General features: G+C 58.3%; 15 protein-coding genes and 4 riboswitches. Of the genes, 1 reads left to right on the forward strand and 14 read right to left on the reverse strand.

The window, feature by feature from the left end; translation table 11 throughout:
* Positions 1-335: 335 nt before the first annotated feature.
* From NSJP_RS16160 to NSJP_RS16190, 7 genes are all read right to left on the reverse strand, one after another.
* Complete coding sequence (locus NSJP_RS16160; protein ID WP_080887887.1) at positions 336-1949, reverse strand: cobyric acid synthase; 1614 nt, start codon at positions 1947-1949, stop codon at positions 336-338.
* Positions 1949-3316 (reverse strand): cobyrinate a,c-diamide synthase, encoded by a 1368-nt coding sequence (locus NSJP_RS16165; RefSeq protein ID WP_080887888.1) that lies wholly within the window; start codon positions 3314-3316, stop codon positions 1949-1951. The genes NSJP_RS16160 and NSJP_RS16165 overlap by 1 nt, the downstream gene beginning before the upstream one ends.
* Before the next feature lie 284 nt (positions 3317-3600).
* A riboswitch (cobalamin riboswitch) is annotated at positions 3601-3805 on the reverse strand.
* Positions 3806-3857: 52 nt separating this feature from the next.
* Complete coding sequence (locus NSJP_RS16170; RefSeq protein ID WP_080887889.1) at positions 3858-4139, reverse strand: MoaD/ThiS family protein; 282 nt, start codon at positions 4137-4139, stop codon at positions 3858-3860.
* A 39-nt stretch (positions 4140-4178) separates the two neighbouring features.
* Positions 4179-4847 (reverse strand): TIGR02466 family protein, encoded by a 669-nt coding sequence (locus NSJP_RS16175; protein ID WP_231989409.1) that lies wholly within the window; start codon positions 4845-4847, stop codon positions 4179-4181.
* Positions 4848-5012: 165 nt separating this feature from the next.
* Complete coding sequence (locus NSJP_RS16180) at positions 5013-5483, reverse strand: hypothetical protein (RefSeq protein WP_080887891.1); 471 nt, start codon at positions 5481-5483, stop codon at positions 5013-5015.
* 63 nt (positions 5484-5546) lie between these two features.
* Positions 5547-7862 carry a 5-methyltetrahydropteroyltriglutamate--homocysteine S-methyltransferase gene (metE, locus tag NSJP_RS16185; protein ID WP_080888635.1) on the reverse strand — a complete coding sequence of 772 codons (2316 nt, stop codon included), beginning with the start codon at positions 7860-7862 and terminating at the stop codon, positions 5547-5549.
* A 375-nt stretch (positions 7863-8237) separates the two neighbouring features.
* Positions 8238-8443: riboswitch (cobalamin riboswitch) on the reverse strand.
* A 305-nt stretch (positions 8444-8748) separates the two neighbouring features.
* On the reverse strand, positions 8749-10017 hold the full coding sequence (locus NSJP_RS16190) for an FAD-dependent oxidoreductase (RefSeq protein ID WP_080888636.1): 1269 nt from the start codon (positions 10015-10017) through the stop codon (positions 8749-8751).
* A gap of 385 nt (positions 10018-10402) precedes the next feature.
* Here NSJP_RS16190 and NSJP_RS16195 point away from each other — a divergent pair, with 385 nt between their 5' ends.
* Positions 10403-11401 (forward strand): methyltransferase domain-containing protein, encoded by a 999-nt coding sequence (locus tag NSJP_RS16195; RefSeq protein WP_080888637.1) that lies wholly within the window; start codon positions 10403-10405, stop codon positions 11399-11401.
* A 464-nt stretch (positions 11402-11865) separates the two neighbouring features.
* Here the strand turns inward: NSJP_RS16195 and NSJP_RS16200 are convergent, their stop codons facing one another.
* The 7 genes from NSJP_RS16200 to NSJP_RS16230 all read right to left on the reverse strand — a co-directional run bounded on the left by NSJP_RS16200 (position 11866) and on the right by NSJP_RS16230 (position 19040).
* On the reverse strand, positions 11866-12459 hold the full coding sequence (locus NSJP_RS16200; protein WP_080887892.1) for a cob(I)yrinic acid a,c-diamide adenosyltransferase: 594 nt from the start codon (positions 12457-12459) through the stop codon (positions 11866-11868).
* Between the two features lie 9 nt (positions 12460-12468).
* Positions 12469-12678: a cysteine-rich CWC family protein gene (locus tag NSJP_RS16205; protein WP_172834404.1), complete on the reverse strand. Its 210-nt coding sequence runs from the start codon at positions 12676-12678 to the stop codon at positions 12469-12471.
* A gap of 8 nt (positions 12679-12686) precedes the next feature.
* A complete protein-coding gene (locus tag NSJP_RS16210) occupies positions 12687-14798 on the reverse strand; it encodes a TonB-dependent receptor plug domain-containing protein (RefSeq protein WP_080887894.1) in 2112 nt (703 codons plus the stop codon).
* Positions 14799-14822: 24 nt separating this feature from the next.
* Positions 14823-14995, reverse strand: a riboswitch (cobalamin riboswitch).
* A 118-nt stretch (positions 14996-15113) separates the two neighbouring features.
* Entirely contained in the window at positions 15114-15896 is a 783-nt protein-coding gene (locus NSJP_RS16215) for a carbon-nitrogen hydrolase family protein (RefSeq protein WP_172834405.1), read from the reverse strand.
* Complete coding sequence (locus NSJP_RS16220; protein ID WP_231989411.1) at positions 15893-16783, reverse strand: ABC transporter ATP-binding protein; 891 nt, start codon at positions 16781-16783, stop codon at positions 15893-15895. Before NSJP_RS16220 ends, NSJP_RS16215 begins: the two co-directional genes overlap by 4 nt.
* Positions 16780-17832: a FecCD family ABC transporter permease gene (locus tag NSJP_RS16225; protein WP_231989412.1), complete on the reverse strand. Its 1053-nt coding sequence runs from the start codon at positions 17830-17832 to the stop codon at positions 16780-16782. Before NSJP_RS16225 ends, NSJP_RS16220 begins: the two co-directional genes overlap by 4 nt.
* Positions 17833-17930: 98 nt before the next feature.
* Complete coding sequence (locus NSJP_RS16230) at positions 17931-19040, reverse strand: ABC transporter substrate-binding protein (protein WP_231989413.1); 1110 nt, start codon at positions 19038-19040, stop codon at positions 17931-17933.
* A gap of 88 nt (positions 19041-19128) precedes the next feature.
* Positions 19129-19320: riboswitch (cobalamin riboswitch) on the reverse strand.
* Positions 19321-19452: the final 132 nt, after the last annotated feature.

A 19452-nucleotide genomic window follows, 5' to 3' on the forward strand; every position in this document is an offset into this window, starting at 1 on the left:
TCATTCTCATCGGATACCGCAATGCTTTGTGCATCGGGCCAGCCGCCGGAGGCGAAGGGAATCGCACCATTGATCGTCAGTCTATGCATATGAACCGATCGAGAGGCTCTCCTATCAGTCAATGGGATCTGAGATCCGAGGTCCTAATTCACCCGTACTGACCTTTTTGAGACACACAGGACACAAGCAGTCCCGAAACCGTTCCGCGATCCACTTCATCTGCGACCTAGTAATTTCCAACCCGCCACACCAGCACTGATATCCGCCGCAAGCAAATATGGCACTGCAATTCTCGCAGACCTTGTCAACCAACCCTCTCAACACTCGACCTCCGGCTATCCCGTGATGCCGTTTCGAAATGGATCTGTCAATTCCCCGCTCTCCCTCCACGTCCTTCGGTGCCTAGACACAGATGCCGAATGGGTAATACGTGCAATGCGCCACAACAGTTCGCAATCGAGATGCTCGCGAACCATCGTCGCGAGCCGGTCGTATTCCTCCTGCTTCGTCGAAACGCGTCGCGCGTTGGTTGGTTGGGCCAGTCCTCTCCGGCGTCGCAGAAAATCCAGCATCCGCGCCCGAATCACTTCGTTGTCGAATACACCGTGCAGCATGGTGCCCACGATCGCGCCGCCGGCGCCGATCGCTCCATCGGCAGCCGCCTCCCTCCGTCCATTTCGAGACACAATTTCAAACGCGCTCGCACCAGAACGCGTCGGTTCGATCATCCCCATGTGGATTTCGTATCCCGCCACGTCCCGGTCGTCCATCGTGCCATCGGTCAGGAAGGATGGGGTCAGGATACGAGCCCGAACCTGCGCAGTCATCTTCTCTCGTTCGAATCGCGTCCGAAGAGGGAGAAGTCCCAACGCCGACACCCGCTGTTCACCGGACTCGACCCCCTGGAGATCCTCGATGGTCTCCCCGAGCATTTGACAGCCCCCGCAGATCCCCAAGACCGGTGCGCAACGATCGGCGCGCGCCTTGATCGCCTCGGCGATCCCGCTTGCTCGAAGCCAGGCCAGGTCGAAGACCGTGCGCTTCGAACCGGGCACGATCGCCAAATCAGCTCGTTCGACGTCCTCGGGCTGATCGACGAATCGCACCACGACACCGGCCTCATGCTCCAGACTCAAGACGTCGTCATAGTTGGAAATGCACGGCAGACGAACCACGACGATATCGAGTTCGTTGTCGTATGGCCTGCGACGAGCGGCGCGATCTTCGAGCGAGACTGAATCTTCCTCGGCAATACGGAGGTTGGGAACATGGGGCACGACTCCCAGCACCGGTTTCCCGGTACGTTCGACGAGAAAGTCCAACCCGGATTCCAGCAGCGACACGTCGCCGCGAAACTTATTGACGATAAAAGCAGCTACCCTCGCGCGCTCGTCCGGTTCCAGCAGTTCCATCGTCCCGACAAATGAAGCGAACACGCCGCCCCGGTCGATGTCGCCAACCAAGAGCACAGGCGCGTCGGCCAGTTTGGCCACGTGCATATTGGCGATATCGCGAGACTTGAGATTGATCTCGGCCGGACTCCCCGCCCCCTCGATGACCACCACGTCGTAGCCCGCCCGCAATCGGCCGAGCGACTCTTGGATCACGTCCGAGAAACGGGGTTTGTACTCGTGATACTCGGCGGCTGTTAGGCTGCCAATCGACCGGCCGAGCACGACCACCTGGCTCTTCCGCTCTCCTTCCGGTTTGAGCAAAATGGGGTTCATGTCCGCTGTGGGCATTATCCCCGCCGCCTCGGCTTGCACGGCTTGGGCGCGGCCGATTTCACATCCATCGGCCGTGACAGCGGAATTGAGCGCCATGTTCTGGGCTTTGAATGGAGCCACCCGCAGCCCTTCGTTGCGGAAGAGGCGGCACAGGGCCGTAACGAGGAGGCTCTTCCCGACCGAGGAGGCAGTCCCTTGAACCATGATCGTCGAGGCGTTCATCACGTCTTCCCGGCATGGGCGAGGCACGCGCGAACGAGGCCCTGCGCGGCTTCAGGATTGGAAGCCCAGTGGGCGTGTACGTAGGAGGCAAGCGTATTGCCAATCCGATATCCTTCACGCAACACCTCACCGCCATAGCGGGGACGAAGCACGTATGACCGATCGACGGTCGAATCGAGATGAAAATCCGAATAGCGAAACTGATGTCCTCGAAACCGCAATCCGGCAGCACCCAACGGCGTCGCGTCCTGCGTTTCCACATCAACGTAACCGAGCGCTTGGAGACGATCGCACATCACGGCCTCACCAGGAATCAGTCCGACCATGTCATGCGGCCGACCGTCGAGGGTACGAATGCGGTTCGACAGGTACATGAGCCCGCCGCATTCGCCATACACGGGCTTTCCGGACGACGCAAAGACGGCGATGTCCTTGCGCATCGAAGCATTCTTGGAAAGCGTATCGGCAAAGACCTCCGGATAGCCCCCGCCAAAATAGAGGCCGTCGACGTCGGGAAGCCGGTCATCATGGATGGGAGAAAATCGGACGAGCTTGACACCGAGACGTTCCAAGCGTCGGAGATTATCCTCATAGTAGAAGTGGAAGGCTTCGTCAAACGCGAGTCCGATCCGGCAACAAGGGGCCGGCCCAGAATCGCCTAGCCTTTCAGTGGACTCACAAGGAGGCGCGTCTTGGGCGAGGGCCACGATGGCATCGAGGTCGCACCAGCTTGCAGCCTGTTTGCCCCAGGCCTCCAGGATGCGGTCCGGCACCGCTCCTTCTTCGGCCGTTTTCAGACCAAGGTGCCGCTCAGGAAAGGCCAAGGCACCATCATCCGGCAACCCTCCGATGATCGGCAACGAACCATCCATTGCGGCGCGCAACATTTTCAGATGACCTCGGCTGCCGATGCGATTGGCAATCACCCCGGCCACGCGAAGCGCTCCATCGTAAGTTTGAAACCCGCGGGCCAAGGCGGCGATGCTACGAGCCATGCCGGATGCGTCGCAGACGAGTAGGACCGGAGCCTTCAGCCATTTGGCGATTTCCGCCGTCGATCCTTCATCATGGATCGGCGAGGCGCCATCGAACAACCCCATCATGCCTTCGATTACCGAGATGTCGGCGTCTTGCGAGGTGCGCACGAACGTATCGATCACCGCCTCACGTCCCATCATCCACCCGTCGAGATTGTGGCAGGTGACGGCCGCGGCACGCGTGTGATAGGTCGGATCGAGATAGTCCGGTCCGCACTTGAAGACGGCGACGCGAAAACCCCGTGCACGCAAGGCCCGGATGAGTCCCACCGTCACGGTGGTTTTTCCGACATGGCTCGCGGTGCCTGCAATCACGAGTCGCGGTATCATCAACTTGTCACTCCCCACGAAGCCCTGCCTTCCAAGCCTGAACCGCCTGCGAGTCTCCTTCCACCCCGACAGTCACTGATGCGGCCGACGAGATGGCCCGGCGAGCACATCAACGTGTCTCGGGCGATCGAGGTCGCCGAAGCCCAATCGCCGGACACTCGGACGCTGGTGTGAGATCGTAACGGCTTGATCGGATGTCGGCATCAGTACCTCCCATTCCCGCACGGGAACAAGAGGTCACATGCCCGGAGGCAGACGTCATCTCCGTTACCGCGCGGAGAACCATAGCCTTGGATGCTTGGGTAGGTCTCCTGGCTCGTGAGTGTCGAAAGGACGGCCCTTCAACACGGCCCTCAACCTTCCTCAACGCGCATGTTGAGTGGTTAGGAACGGAGGGCGGCTCCTCACATACAGTGGCGGGTCCGCGCCGGTCTTGCACCGGACTTCCCTGTTACGCCCTTGCGGGGCACCCAAACACGATTCAAATCGGTTCTGTAGCACCGGCGGGAAACCGTTGTCAAGGCAGGAACACCGCCCCTGACTATACCGGAATGTCCCGCACGCCGTCATGCGTCGAGTATCGCGACTGGTAGGACAACTTCACCACATCGCCGTCCTTTACGGGCGAATCTTCCGTGCCGATCCGCCTGTTGACGATGATCACTACCTCCCGATTCATCATGAACGGCAGCACGGCTCCGAACCGGTCCTGATTGGACTCCAGCAATTGTTTCACCGTCGCCGCTTGAGAAGCTTCGACGTCGATGTCCTGCTTACCCACTGCGTCGCGCAACGTCAACCCGAACAGCAAGACTTTGATCATGGACGCCTCGGTTCTGGTTCACGCCGCCGAACGGGCTCATCACGCTTCACGTTTGCTCAGAATTGGATCGAGGTTGAAGGCGATGCTAATACGGGGCGTGTGTCCCGTATAGACGTTCACTGCGTGAAACAGCCATCCGGGGAACAACAGGCATTGGCCGGCCGAGGGAGCCAACGACACACTCGTTCCCGCGTCATGGAGTTCGGGCACGCTGTATCGAAGATACGGCGCCAGCATGCGCGGCAGGCATCCCCTCGGATCGAAGAGTCTCAATTCTCCCCCGCATGGTTCTTGGGGGATATCTCCGGTGTCGACATAGTACACGCCGGACCAGAAACTCCCGGGGTGCGGATGAAATGCATTGCTCCCTCCCTGCCGCTGCACGTTGGCCCAGACCTCGGCCACTTGCCAGCCGAGCCGTTGCTCCCCGTGACCGGACTGTCTCGACAACTCCGTCATATGTGCAGCGATCTTCAGCACCGGATCAAACAGCTTGCCGAGCATCTCTCCAGCCCAATCCAGCATCGACAGATCGTGAGGAGAGGACCAACCCACCACCTCGGAATCCCGATGCGCCGGTCTTGAAGCCTCTCGTTCAAGAATCACGCGCGCGAGATCAGCATTGAGACAGTCGTGTTGGGCGACCGTGAACACCAATACCGGTGTTGCGAACAGCGGTTTGATGGCGATTTCGAGTTCAGTGGACATGCCGACAACCGATCCCATTTAACGATCGTGGCCAACGGCTCGATCAACCGGATGCCGAGAATAGGTCCGGCATCCGGACAGACCATGTTCACGATATGGGCAGGTCCATACCCAACAGCCCCCCCACACGTCCCAAATCGTGTTCCCCGCTCGCAACGCTTTCGTTCAAAATATGTAAGGATTCCTTTCGGCTTCATCAATGATTCGATGCGCCAACACGAATCCTTCGGCATGCGCTTCTTCGATGGTCGTATACCGAGACTCATGCTCATGGACGATTCGTCGTGTCCAGGTTCGTTGCTGGTTTCTGATCTTCACCACGCGCAGATACGTGCCATCCGAGTCGAATTGGGACGGGCTGGACCACACGTCATAATTCTTGTACCGCCGATGAAGAACCGTCTCCGGCATGGCTTTCCGAAAAACCAACTGTGGGGGAACGACGGTGCCATGGTTGATATGGTCAAGCTCCCACCCGGGACCGAGCTTGTTCCGGGCTGACTGAACGGCCTGTTCGACCGCGGCGTCCCGCCCGGGACCGCCAAGACTCAGTCCTTCCGCTTTCCAAACATGATAGTCAAAGCGATCTTCATCCAGCGGTTTGGCACCATACGTGGACTCATCGATCGGCATCATGCCCCCCTCTCGGCCTCGTTACTTTTCATGGCTCGTGCGCGCAAACGATCGCGGAACAGCCTTTCAGCCGACGCGCTCCTCGCCGAACTGCCGACGAGCCACTCGCGCGGCCTCAACCATATTGCGGAGCGCCGCCTGGACTTCCGGCCACCCTCGCGTCTTGAGCCCGCAGTCCGGGTTCACCCAAAGCCGCGTGGCAGGGAGCACCTTGCCCGCGCTGATCAGCAGATCCGCCATCTCCTCTTTCGTCGGCACTCTGGGTGAATGAATGTCATAGACGCCCGGACCGATCTCATTCGGATATTGATAGCGGACAAAGTCGCCGAGCAGTTCCATTCTCGAGCGCGAAGTTTCGATCGAGATGACGTCGGCGTCCATCTCGGCGATCGCCTCCAAGATGTCTCCGAATTCCGAGTAACACATGTGGGTGTGAACCTGCGTGTCGTCCCGCACCCCGCTCGTGGCCAACTTGAAAGCGTCGACGGCCCAGCGAAGATAGTCTTTCCATTCCCGTCGTCGAAGAGGGAGACCTTCGCGAATGGCCGGTTCATCCACCTGGATCATTTTGATACCTGCTTGTTCCAGATCGACGACTTCCTCACGAAGAGCCAGTGCGATCTGCAGGCACGTATCCTGCCGCGGTTGATCATCTCGGACGAACGACCACTGAAGGATGGTGACGGGCCCGGTGAGCATCCCTTTGACCGGACGTTTCGTGAGAGTCTGGGCATAGGTGGACCATTCCACCGTCATCGCGCACGGTCTCGAGACATCTCCGAAAATGACTGGCGGTTTGACGCAGCGCGATCCGTAACTTTGCACCCAACCGTTCTCGGTGAACGCGAAACCGTCGAGTTGCTCGCCGAAATACTCGACCATGTCATTGCGTTCGAATTCACCGTGCACGAGGACATCCAGTCCGATGGCTTCCTGTTTGGCGATGCAGGCACGAGTCTCTTCCTTCAGGAATTTGTCGTAGTCCGGGACCGGCAATGTCCCAGCCCGCCAGGTGGCGCGGGCGCTGCGGACGGCGCCGGTCTGGGGAAACGATCCTATGGTCGTAGTCGGAAACAGCGGCAATCGAAATCTCGCCCGCTGCCGTTCGGCTCGCGCCGGAAACGGCGACGTGCGCCTGAACAATGCTTCCGTGATCCCCCTCATTCGCTCGCCTACATGGCTGTTGCGAACCATCGGGGACGCCAACCTGTTTGCTCGCGCGGCTCGGCTGTCGAGAAATGGTTGTCCGGAAGGGGTCAAAGATCCCGCCGCATCGGCAAGCACGCGCACTTCGTTCAGCTTTTGAGCGGCGAAGGCCAGCCAGCTTTTCATCGTGCTGCCGAGCTTCTGTTCGCCGGCCAGATCCACAGGCACATGCAGCAATGAACAGGACGGCGCCACCATGACACGATCCGGCCCGATCATCTCAACGGCCTTCCGGATCGTCGCGTGAGCGGCATCGAGGTCCGTGCGCCAGATATTCCGACCGTCAACGAGACCCAATGACACATGCATGGTTGCCGGCAAGGCACCGAGCACGGCGTCGAGCTGGTCCGGCGCTCGAACGAGATCGACGTGGAGTGCGTCGAAACCGGATCCCGCGGCAAGCGGCAGGTTGTCCTCCAAGGCTCCAAAATAGCTTGCGAGGAGGAGGCGGGGCCGTCCCGGACATGCCGCGAGCCTGGTCAGGGCCGTCCGATAGGCCGCCTTTGCCTGATCATCGAGTTCAAGGGTCAAACAGGGTTCGTCGATCTGAACCCACTGAATCCCCTTCTCCGCCAGGAGAGCGAGCAACTGCTCGTACATCGGGATCAGTTGGTCGAGGAACGCCAATGGGGTGAGTCCCTTCGTTTTCCCCTGTTCCATTTTAGAAAGCAGGAGAAACGTCACGGGACCAAGGAGGACGGGACGGAGGCCGCCACCTGTCGTTTCCGCTTCATCGATCTCGCCGAGCAGTTTCGAAGCGTTGAGAGCAAACGTTTGTTTGGATGCCAGTTCCGGAACGATGTAATGGTAGTTGGTATCGAACCATTTCGTCATTTCGAGCGCGGGCACGTCCATCCCCTCGCCACTCTCCTGTAATCCTCGAGCCATCGCAAAATATCTGACCAGCGGATCTTTGATCGCCCGGTAGCGTGCGGGGATGGCGCCGACCATCACGGCCGTGTCCAGCACCTGATCATAGAGAGAGAAATCTCCCACAGGAATGTGGTCGATGCCGGCCTGTTTCATGAGGGACCAATGTCGGCGCCGGAGACCGGCGGCACATTGCTGCAAATCCGCCGCGGACGTTTTCTTCGACCAGAACGATTCGAGCGCTTTCTTCAGTTCACGTTCAAAACCGATACGTGGGTACCCAAGACAGGTCGCGAGCACAGACATCATGACGGCTCCTTTCGGAAACGCTGAAGGTTGCGGTTGTGCGGCACCACGGATGGAATCGGCTTCCTGGGCATCGAAGGGCGTTCGACATGCTCGGCAGATTCAACGCGCATCACGGACTCCTCCATTCGGCGCCTTACGGCGGACCTAACGGACCCGGATGCATGACGCAGGGAGGAGAAGACGTATGGCAAGACGAGATCTGCCGCGAAATGGGCAGACGCGCAGGCGACCGTCACCCCCACGGGCGATCATCAAGGAGGCACTATAGGGAAGTGGTCGTGAACCAAGAACGGAAGGAAGGAAACGATCCGAACCAGCTCAGACCTACGGTCCTCCCTCGAGGCATCCAGGTCAAACCGACATCGGTTGTCTCTCCAATGTCAGACGCTGGCAGGTCTTCGGGCTTGCGAGCATGTCGGCTAGTTGCCGATTCCCTACTCTCCACCGCTTCCCAACTCCCGAGAGTCAGTGCGAAGGTGGAGTCGTTCTCGCTTACCGCTGCGGGGCAGCCCCGGATTCACACCGGGTTCCCTTTTGATCCCTGACATAATCAGAGAACCAGCATGGTCGGCAGTCTATAGTCGCGCGGAGACGATGTCAAGAACGGCAACGGACAGATTTTCTGACGACCTATCGGCCGAACACCGCAGTTCATCGGCGGCGTGTATACGATAGCGGATCACCGTCCGCTGCAACTGCGTGTGGGAGGAGACCATGAAAGAACGTGTATCGAGGCAATTCCCACCAAGCTGATCACAATGTGGACAGGAGCGACGTACTACAACGCCATATTGCTTACCTGAATCTAGAATTCTTGGGTGGAACGTCAAGCTTGAGCCGAACGCCGCGATGACATTGCTCACACGGGATCATGACAGATCGACTATTGAGATCGTTCGTGCGACCGGATATCGGGAAATAGCCCCGCCGCAATCAAGCGATCAATCCCGCTAAACGGCGATACAGTGCGCAACCCTGCCGTTGTCGATAAAACCTGATAGCGTAGCCGTGCGTTTCGATCTAGAGTCTGAAACACACGATCGCGGAGGCGGGCCACCACCGGATTCCCGGTATTCCAATAGAACACTTGTTGATCGGCCAAGCGTTGCAGCATGTTCACTTGCGGTCGCCTGGCACGTTCAAATGCACTCAATCTGGCGGCCGAATAGTCCTTGTCAGCAAGACAGCTTGGGATGAGATCGGCTAGCGTCATGGCATCGACCATGGCCTGCATCCGCCCCTGCGATGCGTGGGGATTCATCGCATGGGCGGCATCACCGATCAGGACGGCTCCATTGGCCACCCATCTCGGCGTGCGCACCCGACAAGTCGGCAGATATCCGACCTGACTCCACTCGTTCAAATTCCGAAAGAGCCTGCTAAACTGCGGTGCGATCTGGCTCCAGGTCTGCTGGAGCGCAGGGATACCACGCTGTTTCACGGCTTCCATCGAATCTTTGGGAATCATGTATAAGATGTATGCCTTCTTTCCAGTGACCGGAAACAGTCCCAAGATGGTCTTATTCCCAACGTAGTAGGACGTGTCCGCGATCTGATCGTCCGACTCCAGTATCGCAATCAGATATCCATCCCCATAGAGATGCAGATCGACGGGGATCTTGAGAGCTTCTCGCACTTTCGAAAACGCTCCGTCAGCACCGACGACAACCTTTGCACGAATCGTGAGTGGGCCATCCCGTCCTTCAGCCGATATTCCGACAACCCGCTCGTCCTCGCGTATGAGTCCCGTGAAGGAGGTTCCGTAGTGAAGTGCCACGCTCTTCTGTTGCTGTATTGCCGCGATGATCGCATGGTGTGCTACGTTGGCAAGGGTCACGATGGCGCGGTTATACGGTGGCGGCAAGTCGCCATAGTCAATGCTGCAAAGACGCGTGCCCCCGGCTCGGCAAAAATGAAACAGCCGCACGGACAGCGTAGCATCGGCCGGCAGTGACGATAAGACGCCCAAACGGTCGAGAACCGCTTGCCCGTTTGGTTGGATAATCTCACCCCGCAAACTCTTGGATGGACTGCCTGCCTGATCGACCACCACTGTGCGAATGTTTTGCTTTGCCAGTGCCAGGGCTAAAACGGCACCGCCGCCACCCGCACCGACAATCGCTACGTCCGTTTCGATCATTCCCTTATTCATGGCGAGATGATACTCCACGGGCCGGAACTCGATATCTTTTCTCGTTTCTCATGGCAGCGGCGTTCGCGAACAACTACCAAATACCACACTCCAAATACCTTGCGCAGCTCTATTCAAGGCTACCATCTGAAACATACCGTCGAACGGATCGGTCTCATTAGGATCTGCTCCGCATCTTTGAGGACTCCTTGAAATGAGGAACTCAGCCAGCTTCCCAAACCCTTCGCTTTGACTTAACCGCTCTGCCGAGGCTAATCTACACCACTTTTCGCCTCTGTTGGCACATCAATAATAGGGACGGGATAGGTGTTCTTTAGATTGCTCCCGCCACTCTCTTGCACTGTGAGTGGACGTGAATGACATCACGCTTCTTGAGACATTCGACATGATGAACATGTTCATATTGGTGATCGTCTCTCTTCTGGTCTTATTGCTGATCGGACTCGTGCTGTACTTGCTGTTTCCTCGCAAGTATCACTCCGCCGATTCTGTCGCCAATTCTTATGATGACTGGACCAATGACGGCATTCTGGAGTTCTACTGGGGCGAGCATATTCACCTGGGGCACTATGGCTCTCCGCCCCACAAGAAGGATTTTCTCAAAGCCAAGTCAGACTTTGTGCATGAAATGGCACGTTGGGGTGGGTTAGACAAGCTTCCCGCCGGCACGACGGTTTTGGACGTGGGCTGCGGCATTGGCGGAAGCAGCCGCATTCTAGCACGGGACTATGGCTTTGCCGTGACAGGAATCACCCTCAGCCCTCAGCAAGTCAGGCGCGCTCAAGAACTGACCTCCCCGGAGGTGAACGCCCACTTTCAGGTCGATGATGCGCTGGCCCTTTCGTTCCCTGATGCCAGTTTTGATGTGGTCTGGTCGGTCGAGGCAGGACCGCACATGCCGGACAAGGCACGGTTTGCGCGAGAGTTATTGCGCGTTCTGAAACCGGGTGGAATTCTGGTTGTTGCCGATTGGAATCAGCGGGACGACCGCCGGGTTCCACTCAACTTCTGGGAAAAGCCAGTGATGCGGCAACTGCTGGATCAGTGGTCTCATCCGGCGTTTTCCAGCATCGAACGGTTCTCAGAATTATTGGAGGAAACCGGACTGGTGGCGGGTGAAGTCACCACGGCAGATTGGACTGCCGAGACCTTACCCTCCTGGGTCGATTCGATCTGGCAGGGAGCTGTCCGCCCGGCAGGGCTCGTTCGGTTTGGCATGGTCGGGGTAATTAAATCATTGCGAGAAGTGCCTACGTTCCTGTTGATGCGTCTGGCATTTGGGACAGGGTTGTGTCGCTTTGGCATGTTTCGGGCCGTGCATGCCAATGTCCCTGCGAGTGAGATATTGTCTACACAGACGGGCAACAGGTGTGTCCGATCATAACTGGCGTTTGATGCCCCAAGAAACTCATCACTGAGCTCAGGTTCTTACAGGACCCGCGAAGGCTCCATTCTCGGCACAGTCAAAAGTGTTTCGTCGCGGCGGCTCCGGTTCGCAGCATTGAACAACTAGACCAATAATATCCAGATCTATTTCCTCTCCCTCTCTCAGATCCGGGTGTGCTTCCAGAATGCCATGAAGGATCAATGCCGGATGCTCTGATAACTTCATCAAGGTCGGTCATCGCGTGATCATCCATCGCCCGAAACTCACCCTCGCACTCATCGACACGCCGCAATACAGAGGCCCGCGCAGTCGGATCCCATAGCCGATCCTCCCACAGTCAATCACTCGGGCCGAGAATGTTTCATCTCCGACTGCAGTCGGATACCAACCCCTATTCGTCAGACCGATTTCTTGGAGTGGCAATTCTTCCCACGTCATGCCTGAGGGGATGCTTTTGCTTTCTAGTCCGTCTCATCGGCATTGCGCTGCCAGAGGAATTCAGGCTCTCCGCGCTGTTTGGCCGCCCATCGAGCCAGCACGAACAGGGCGTCGCTCAGGCGATTCAGAAACTTGTTCATTTGCGGATCGACGGCCTCTTCTTTGGCCAAACGAACACCGATGCGCTCGGCCCGCCGGCAGATCGTTCTGGCCTGATGGAGCGTCGCCGAGACCTTTCCCCCTCCGGGCAGGATAAACTCCTTGAGGGGGGCCAGGTCTTTCTGACACCGGTCGATCATCCGTTCAAGCCGCACCACATCCGGCGCGGTGATGGTCGGCATATTCTTGAATGACTGACCGGGGGCCGTCGCCAGAATGCTGCCGAGATCGAAGAGCTTGTTCTGTATCCAACGAAGGTCTTCTTCAAGCTGCCTGGCCGAATCCGTAGCGCCGCTCGATTCGTCGTTCATCGCTCGGACGAGACCGACCGATGCGTTCAACTCATCCACCGTGCCGTACGCCTCCACGCGCAAGCTGTCTTTCCAAACCTGCTGACCGCCGGCCAGCCTTGTCTGCCCCGCGTCCCCCGTTCTCGTATACACCTTGGTAATTCGCATTCGATATCCTCATGTGGGTGAGGAAGGATCGGACACCGATCCCTCCTCACCGGCCACGACGTTCGTCAAACACTCACGGCAGAGGCAGTCCGTAAACGCCCGCTCGATCCGAACCATCTGCCGGTCGGTGATGCCCATCTGCCCGCACCAACAGCCGTATTGCCCGCACTCGAAGGAGCGGCCACAGCGTTCACAGATCTTCCAGACAGGACCTCGCACAGCCCCCTCTAGAGCGGGACGTCGAAATTCACCCTGACGCCTCCGAACACCGATCGGATCGGAGTTCCGAAGAACAACACTTCTTCGTACTTCTGATTGAAAATATTATCGGCCCTTCCATACACTTGAATGCTCTTCGTGACATTATAGGTCGCGGAGGCGTTGAAGACATAGAACGAGGGCACGGACTGTTGATTGCTCACGTCGTTGAAGCGTTGACCTGCGTACCGCCCCTCCAGATTGGCTCTGAACGCTTCGACCGGCTGGTAGCTCAAAATCGTGGACCATTGATGCAACGGCCACTGTGGCAAGCGGGTATCGGCATTGTTCGTCAAATTTTCCGTGCTCGTGTAGGTATATTGGAACTGCAAATCAAGACTCTTGATCCACGGCCGGTCGCGCACGAGCTGCAGCTTCGCGCTCGCCTCGACACCTTCCGCTCTGGCTGCGCCGATGTTCTGAGCACAAAATCCAAACGTCGTAAAGCCACATCCGACCGGATCGAAAACCGACAGAATCAGATTTTGATAGCGGTTCCAAAAGTATCCCGCACTGAGGACTACACGATCGTTGAACAGATACTGCTCGAGGGCCGCATCCATGCTTTTGCTCTTCTCCGGCTGTAGATTGGGATTCCCGAAATCCGGAAAGAACAGTTGATTGATGGTCGGCGCCCTGAATCCTGTCCCATAGCTGCCGCGCAGCTTGGTACCAGTTTCCTTGATCAAATAGCCTCCCGTGAAGCGGTAGGTCGTCGCGCTGCCGAATACATTGTATTCGTCCTGCCGGATGCCCGCCGTTCCGAACAATCGATCCCAGAGATTCAATTTAGCCTCGGCAAATCCGGCGTTGCTACTGATGTTCTTGCTCGGGATCGTCGTGGTGCCGGCCAGCGTATCGAAATTTTCTCCGATCTGTTCGCGGAATTGATACCCCGCGGTGACGGCGAGGGGTTTGGCTATCTGGAAGTCATGCTGCCATTCGATGCGGTTGCTGGTCGTGTTGATTTGAGAGTTGAACGGAAAGGGCACGCCCTCTGCCCCTGTTACGAGATTGCGCTCGACCGTCCCGGACACGGTACTGAGGCTTTCGGTGGCCCGCGCCAACGTCAGTTTTTGGGACCACCAATTCGTAATAGGCTGCATATAGCTGCCCGAATACACATACTGCTGACTTTGCGTCTTGGCACCGAGTATGTCGGCAGGGTCCGAACCGAAGGTACTCGGGTTGAAGGCAAATCCGTCCAGGTTGGTGATGCTGTTCATCCAACGAAAATTGAACTCCAATCGGCCGTCTTTTGGCAGATCGACGCCGAGCCGAACGGACCCTTGCCAATTGTGAAATCCGTCCCGCTCGCTTGCTCCCCGCCGATAGTTGATGGCCGAGAAACTCGCTGCATCCCAGCGGGTCAGCGCCGCCGCGACATCGAACGCCCCTTTCTTTCCTGAAATGTTGGCACCCTCACGAATCGTCGTAAACGAGCCGTACTCGACGAACGCGCCGATGTTCGGCGTGTCGCGCCCTCGCTTGGTAGTAATGTTGATCACGCCGCCCATGGCATCTGAGCCCCACATCATGCCCTGGCTGCCTCTCAAGATTTCAATCCGCTCGATGTTGTCGCTCGTCAGGTTGGCAAAATCATACGAGCCGAGCGTCGCGCTATTGACGATCGCTCCGTCGATCAACACCAGCGTTTGCTCGGGTGTCCCTCCACGCATCCGCACGCCGACGGTGGTCCCAGGACCTCCGCTTTGAAAGACGGCCAGTCCCTGCGCCCAGCGTAACGCTTCCGCGACGGTTCTCACTCTGCGTTGTTCCATCTGCTCGCCGGTCATGACTTCCACCGCGCTGGTGACTTGCTTGACGGGCACTTCCGTCTTCGTGGCACTGACGATGACTTCCGGAGCTTCGAGAACCGTTGATCGATCGACTGGCATACTTTCAGGAGGCGCAGCAGCGGGTTCCCCGGCTTGGTCAGGTACCGGTGACTCGGCGGAAATAGGACCTGCCCCCTGGCCAGGTATTGGCGCTTCTTCGGCGGAAGCGGCATGGAGGGGAACGAAAATGCCCAGTGCAAACACGAGCGCTCGAAACCCGAACGAAACGGAACACGGCGACATGAGAACCTCCCTTTGGCTCGAAGGGTGCTACTTCCTCCGTCAGTTGGGTCTCCTGACTCACGGATCGACGTTTCCCTGCGCCTTCCCATGGAACGACGTCCACAGTGGCGTTGCGGCAGGGTCACTCCCCGTTTACAGTGGCGGCACCGTGATGGATTCTCACCATCTTCCCCGGCGCTGACGGCGTATGTTCGACTGGTCCCTTCTTAGAATACTGTTACGCACCCACACGTTTTTGCAGAAGGAGCGGGTGCAACGTCCTCCTGCGCGCATGCAAACGATCTTCTCTCCAGGATTCTCACGTGCTCCATGTGATCAGCCCGGAAGATAGACTGTTTGATATGCGGCTGACAGCGGTTTCATTGCGACGAAGTCCCATTCACACGTCAGGACGGCGGAACGATCGGATGTATAGGACAAAATTCGCTTCCCGTTCTTCACGGCAAGACTCGGGGCTTTCAAAAAATCGAGGGTCCGCTCCGTACCGGTGCGGTTGCAAACAATCAAAGGAAGGCCGGTCTCTTCGGTTCGTGCTTCCCATTCACCGTTCGGACCATGGATGCCCGGACCCCACGAAGCAGGTGAAATGATCATTTGCGCTCCGTCCGTCTTGAGTGCATCCGTCAGATGTCTCGTATAGACATCGCTGCAGATCGGGAGACCGACCTTGACGCCGTCGCATTCCACTGCAGCGACGCGGTCGCCGGGCATCGACCACGATAGAGAGTCACTCTTGACGTTGATCTTGCGATGCCTGCCGATAATCCGACCGTCCGGGTCGATGACAAACACGGAGTTGTAGAGCTTCCGCCCTTCTCGCTCCGGAATCGCGAGAAACACCGTACAGCGGAGTGTTTTCACGAGCTGGCAGAACCGCTGCATCCATGGATCCGGCTGCGGTTGAATCCACTCGGTTCCGACGACCTGTGGAAACTGCAGCCCGCACACCGTAAGCTCGGGCGTCACAATCCACTGTGCACCGGTCTTAGCCGCGAGTTTCACGGCTTCGACGGTGACAGATCGATTGCGCTCGATGTCCCCCGGTACCAGGAGAAGATGGAGCAATGCGATCTTTCGACGATCGATTCCAATCATCATGTCACCATGTCGCGGCTGGGCAGCGTGACGCGTGGCAGCCCTGAAACAGGGTGGCAATCCACAAGAACCCGGCATCGATACACCGCTTCCAGCACGTCCCGCTGAACCACCTCGGAGGGAACGCCAAGCCGGACGACTTGTCCCCGATCAAGGAGCAGCACCCGGTCGCAATACTGGCTGGCCAAGTTCAGATCGTGGGACACCAGCACGATCGTCAGACCCCGCTCCTGTTTCAGCCGGTGCAGCAGGACGCAGATGCCGACCTGATGCTGGAGATCGAGAAAGGCCGTGGGTTCGTCCAGCAACAGCACACGCGGCTCTTGGGTCAGAGCTCGGGCAATCACCACACGCTGCCGCTCCCCGCCGGAAAGTTCCGTCACCCGTCGTGTCGCCAGTTTCCAAACATCCATTGTCACCATCGCCTGCTGCGCGATGGCGCGATCGCCCGGACTATCCCATCCGAATCCCAGATCCCAGGGCGCCCGATGCCGATGAGGGAATCGTCCCATCAGGACCGTCTCGGTGACGGTAAAGGGAAACGTCTGAGACGTGTCCTGTGGGACAAATCCGACGTCCCGCGCCACGTCTTCCTGCCTCAACTCAGTCAGCCGATTTCCAAAGAGTCTGATGGTGCCCTGTTGCTCCGGAATAATCCGGGCAAGCAACTTCAGCAACGACGTCTTACCAGATCCATTCGGCCCGACAATGCCCAGCATTTCACCAGGCTTCACAGAGAAGCTGACATCGCGCAAGGCCCACTGGGGCGCATCTGGGTCCATGCGGCCGTAGTGAAACCGGACCGAGCGGGCGTCATACACCGGGAACGGCCCTCTGTCGACGGACTCCGACGGCTCGCTGCTGAGATCATGTCCCGGATACGCAGTCACGACATTCGATCTTTCCGCCAGGCCAGAAGATAGACGAAGAACGGTCCGCCGACCAATGCCGTCATGATGCCGACCGGCAACTCCGAAGGCGACACGACCGTCCGAGCGAAGGTATCCGCAACCATCAAAAACGTGCCGCCGATCAGGGCGGAGGCCGGCATGACGAGACGATGATCCGCCCCGACCATTAGACGTACGGCATGGGGAATCACCATGCCAATGAAGCCCACCATGCCGCTGACAGAGACGACGGCCCCGGTCATCAGAGCCGAAAACAGGAGAATACGCCGCTTCGCCAACTCCGTGTCGACCCCCAGCGATCGGGCCGGTTCTTCCCCGTATGCCATGACGTTCAGCACGTTGACCTGCCCAAACAACAGAGTCAAACAGACCGCGGCGTAGAGAGAGAACACCAGCAGCGTCGGATATGCCGGCGCCATGAGGGACCCCATGAGCCAGATCATCATGCCGAAGGAACGGTTGGGATCCATGATCGACGTAATGAACATGATCAGCGCCGAAAAAATCGCATTGAGAATGACGCCGGCCAACAACACACTGTGGATGGGCAACCGATCGTAACTTGCGGCCATCCGATACATCAGGGCCAGCGCCACCACGCTGCCCGCGAATCCACAGAGCGGCAATGCCGACATGGCCATCACGGTCGTCCCAACGCCGAACAGAACGGCGACGGATACGCCGAGCGCGGCGCCGCTCGAGACACCGAGCACGTACGGATCGGCCAACGGATTGCGCAGCAGCGCCTGCAGAGCCACTCCGACCGCCGCCAGGCAACCACCGACGAGAAACCCCAGGAAGATTCTCGGCAGACGCACCTGCAGCAGAATCGTCGCCATCACATCCGACTCGCTCCGACGATCGCTCGTGGCTTCGACCATTCGGGCAAAGATGCGCGCCATTTCGTTGAGACCGACAAACTGCGTTCCAAATTGGAGACACAGCAGGGCCAGGAGCGCGGCCAGCACCAGCAACATTCCAATGACCGCCGTCCAACGGCCTGCGCCCAGTGTCGACTTTCGAAACACTTCATCGTCGGCGAACGCGGCGGGTGCCGTCTTCGGTTCTGGTACTGGAGGAGGAAGGCCAACCGATGCGGAGGGCGAAGAATGGTCGGATGGCGACATCATGGCAAGGGAGCGGCGTTGTCCGAGAGAGAAACCTCGGGATGAATCGCTCGCGCCAGGAGCTCCAACCCTTCGACCACACGAGGGCCGGGACGGTTGAGCGCATCCGACGACACCTCACGCAATTGCCGGTGTCGGACGGCAGACAGACTGCTCCAGCGGTTCCATTCGTTCTGCTCGCTCTTTGGAACGCTTTCCACAGGACCGACGGGAAAAATGATGACCTCCGGGTCTTCCTGCAGCACCGTTTCAATGCTGAGCGTCGGATAGGGGGACGCAGCGCCATGCGCCACGTTGATCCCGCCGGCCAATCCGATCATCTGGTGAATGTAACTTCCGGGACCGACCGTGATGAGCGGATGACTGTTCAGCACGTACAGCACGCGCTTCTTGTTCGATGCCGCGATCTGTTTCGCAACTGCGGCAATGCGTTCTCGCATCCGACCCGTCACCTCATCGGACACCTTCGTCTTATTGAATATTTTCCCCAAACTTTGAATCTGCATCAGGATGTCGTCGACGGTCTTCGCGTCCATCAGAAACACGGGAATTTTCAACTCTTCCAGCTTGGCGACGACATCGGATCGGAGAAACTCCTGCGGCGCGACGATCATGTCCGGCCGAAGCGCGATGAGCGCTTCAAGATTGTGTCGCGCATAACCCACCTTCGGTTTCGACAGGGCGGCTGCCGGGAAGTCACACAGTTCCGTGACGCCGACGATTTGCTCGTCAAGACCGAGGGCAAAGAGCATTTCCGTAATGCTCGGTGCGAGCGAGACTACCCTGCTCGGCGCCTTTGCAATGTAGAGTTTCCGTCCGGCGTCATCCACAAACGTTCGCGGCGTGATATTCGCCATGAACGGCATACCGGTTAGGATCCCTTGCTGGCGGCGCGGCATCATCGCACTCTCGGCTTCCTGAACATCGACGACTCCAAAGACGAAGAGAACCAGGCACAGCCCGAACAGGAGGCAGGACCTGAAGACTCCGGCTTGGCCAAACAGTCTTTGTGCGACGGCCTTGGCGGGCGAGCAGACCGTGCGCTCCGCGTCCAAGACACCAGAGGATGACCGCGAGGGCCGGCAGGTTCGAAAGGTCCGTCGTGGCAAAGTCAAAAAAAATCCTCAAGGTCTAATGATGACCCTGAGGACTGCACCCGCTTCTTCATCCTCGTCTGCGCCCCAGCCCACGAGGGAACAGTTGGTATTCCTCCAAGCAGGTATTCTGGCTCATGGTTCGCCCTACTCCCCGCGCCTTCCCATCCGATGAATCGGACAGTGGTCTTGGCGGGTTTCGTCCCCACTGACAGCGGCGGGACCGCGAGGGATTCGCACCCTCTTCCCTTACCCGGAGGCTATGTGAGCGGGCACTCTAGGAGACAGGGACAAAACTTGTCAAGTTCATTATTGTCCGCATGATGAGCGGCAATTAGCTCCCGGCCCTAGTCAGGAACGAATCTACGCCGAAATAGCCAACAACCAGAGCAATTCTTGTGGGATACGGCCGGGCATGAGCCTTGCT

It is taken from the genome of Nitrospira japonica, from assembly GCF_900169565.1.
Taxonomy (GTDB): domain Bacteria; phylum Nitrospirota; class Nitrospiria; order Nitrospirales; family Nitrospiraceae; genus Nitrospira_C; species Nitrospira_C japonica_A.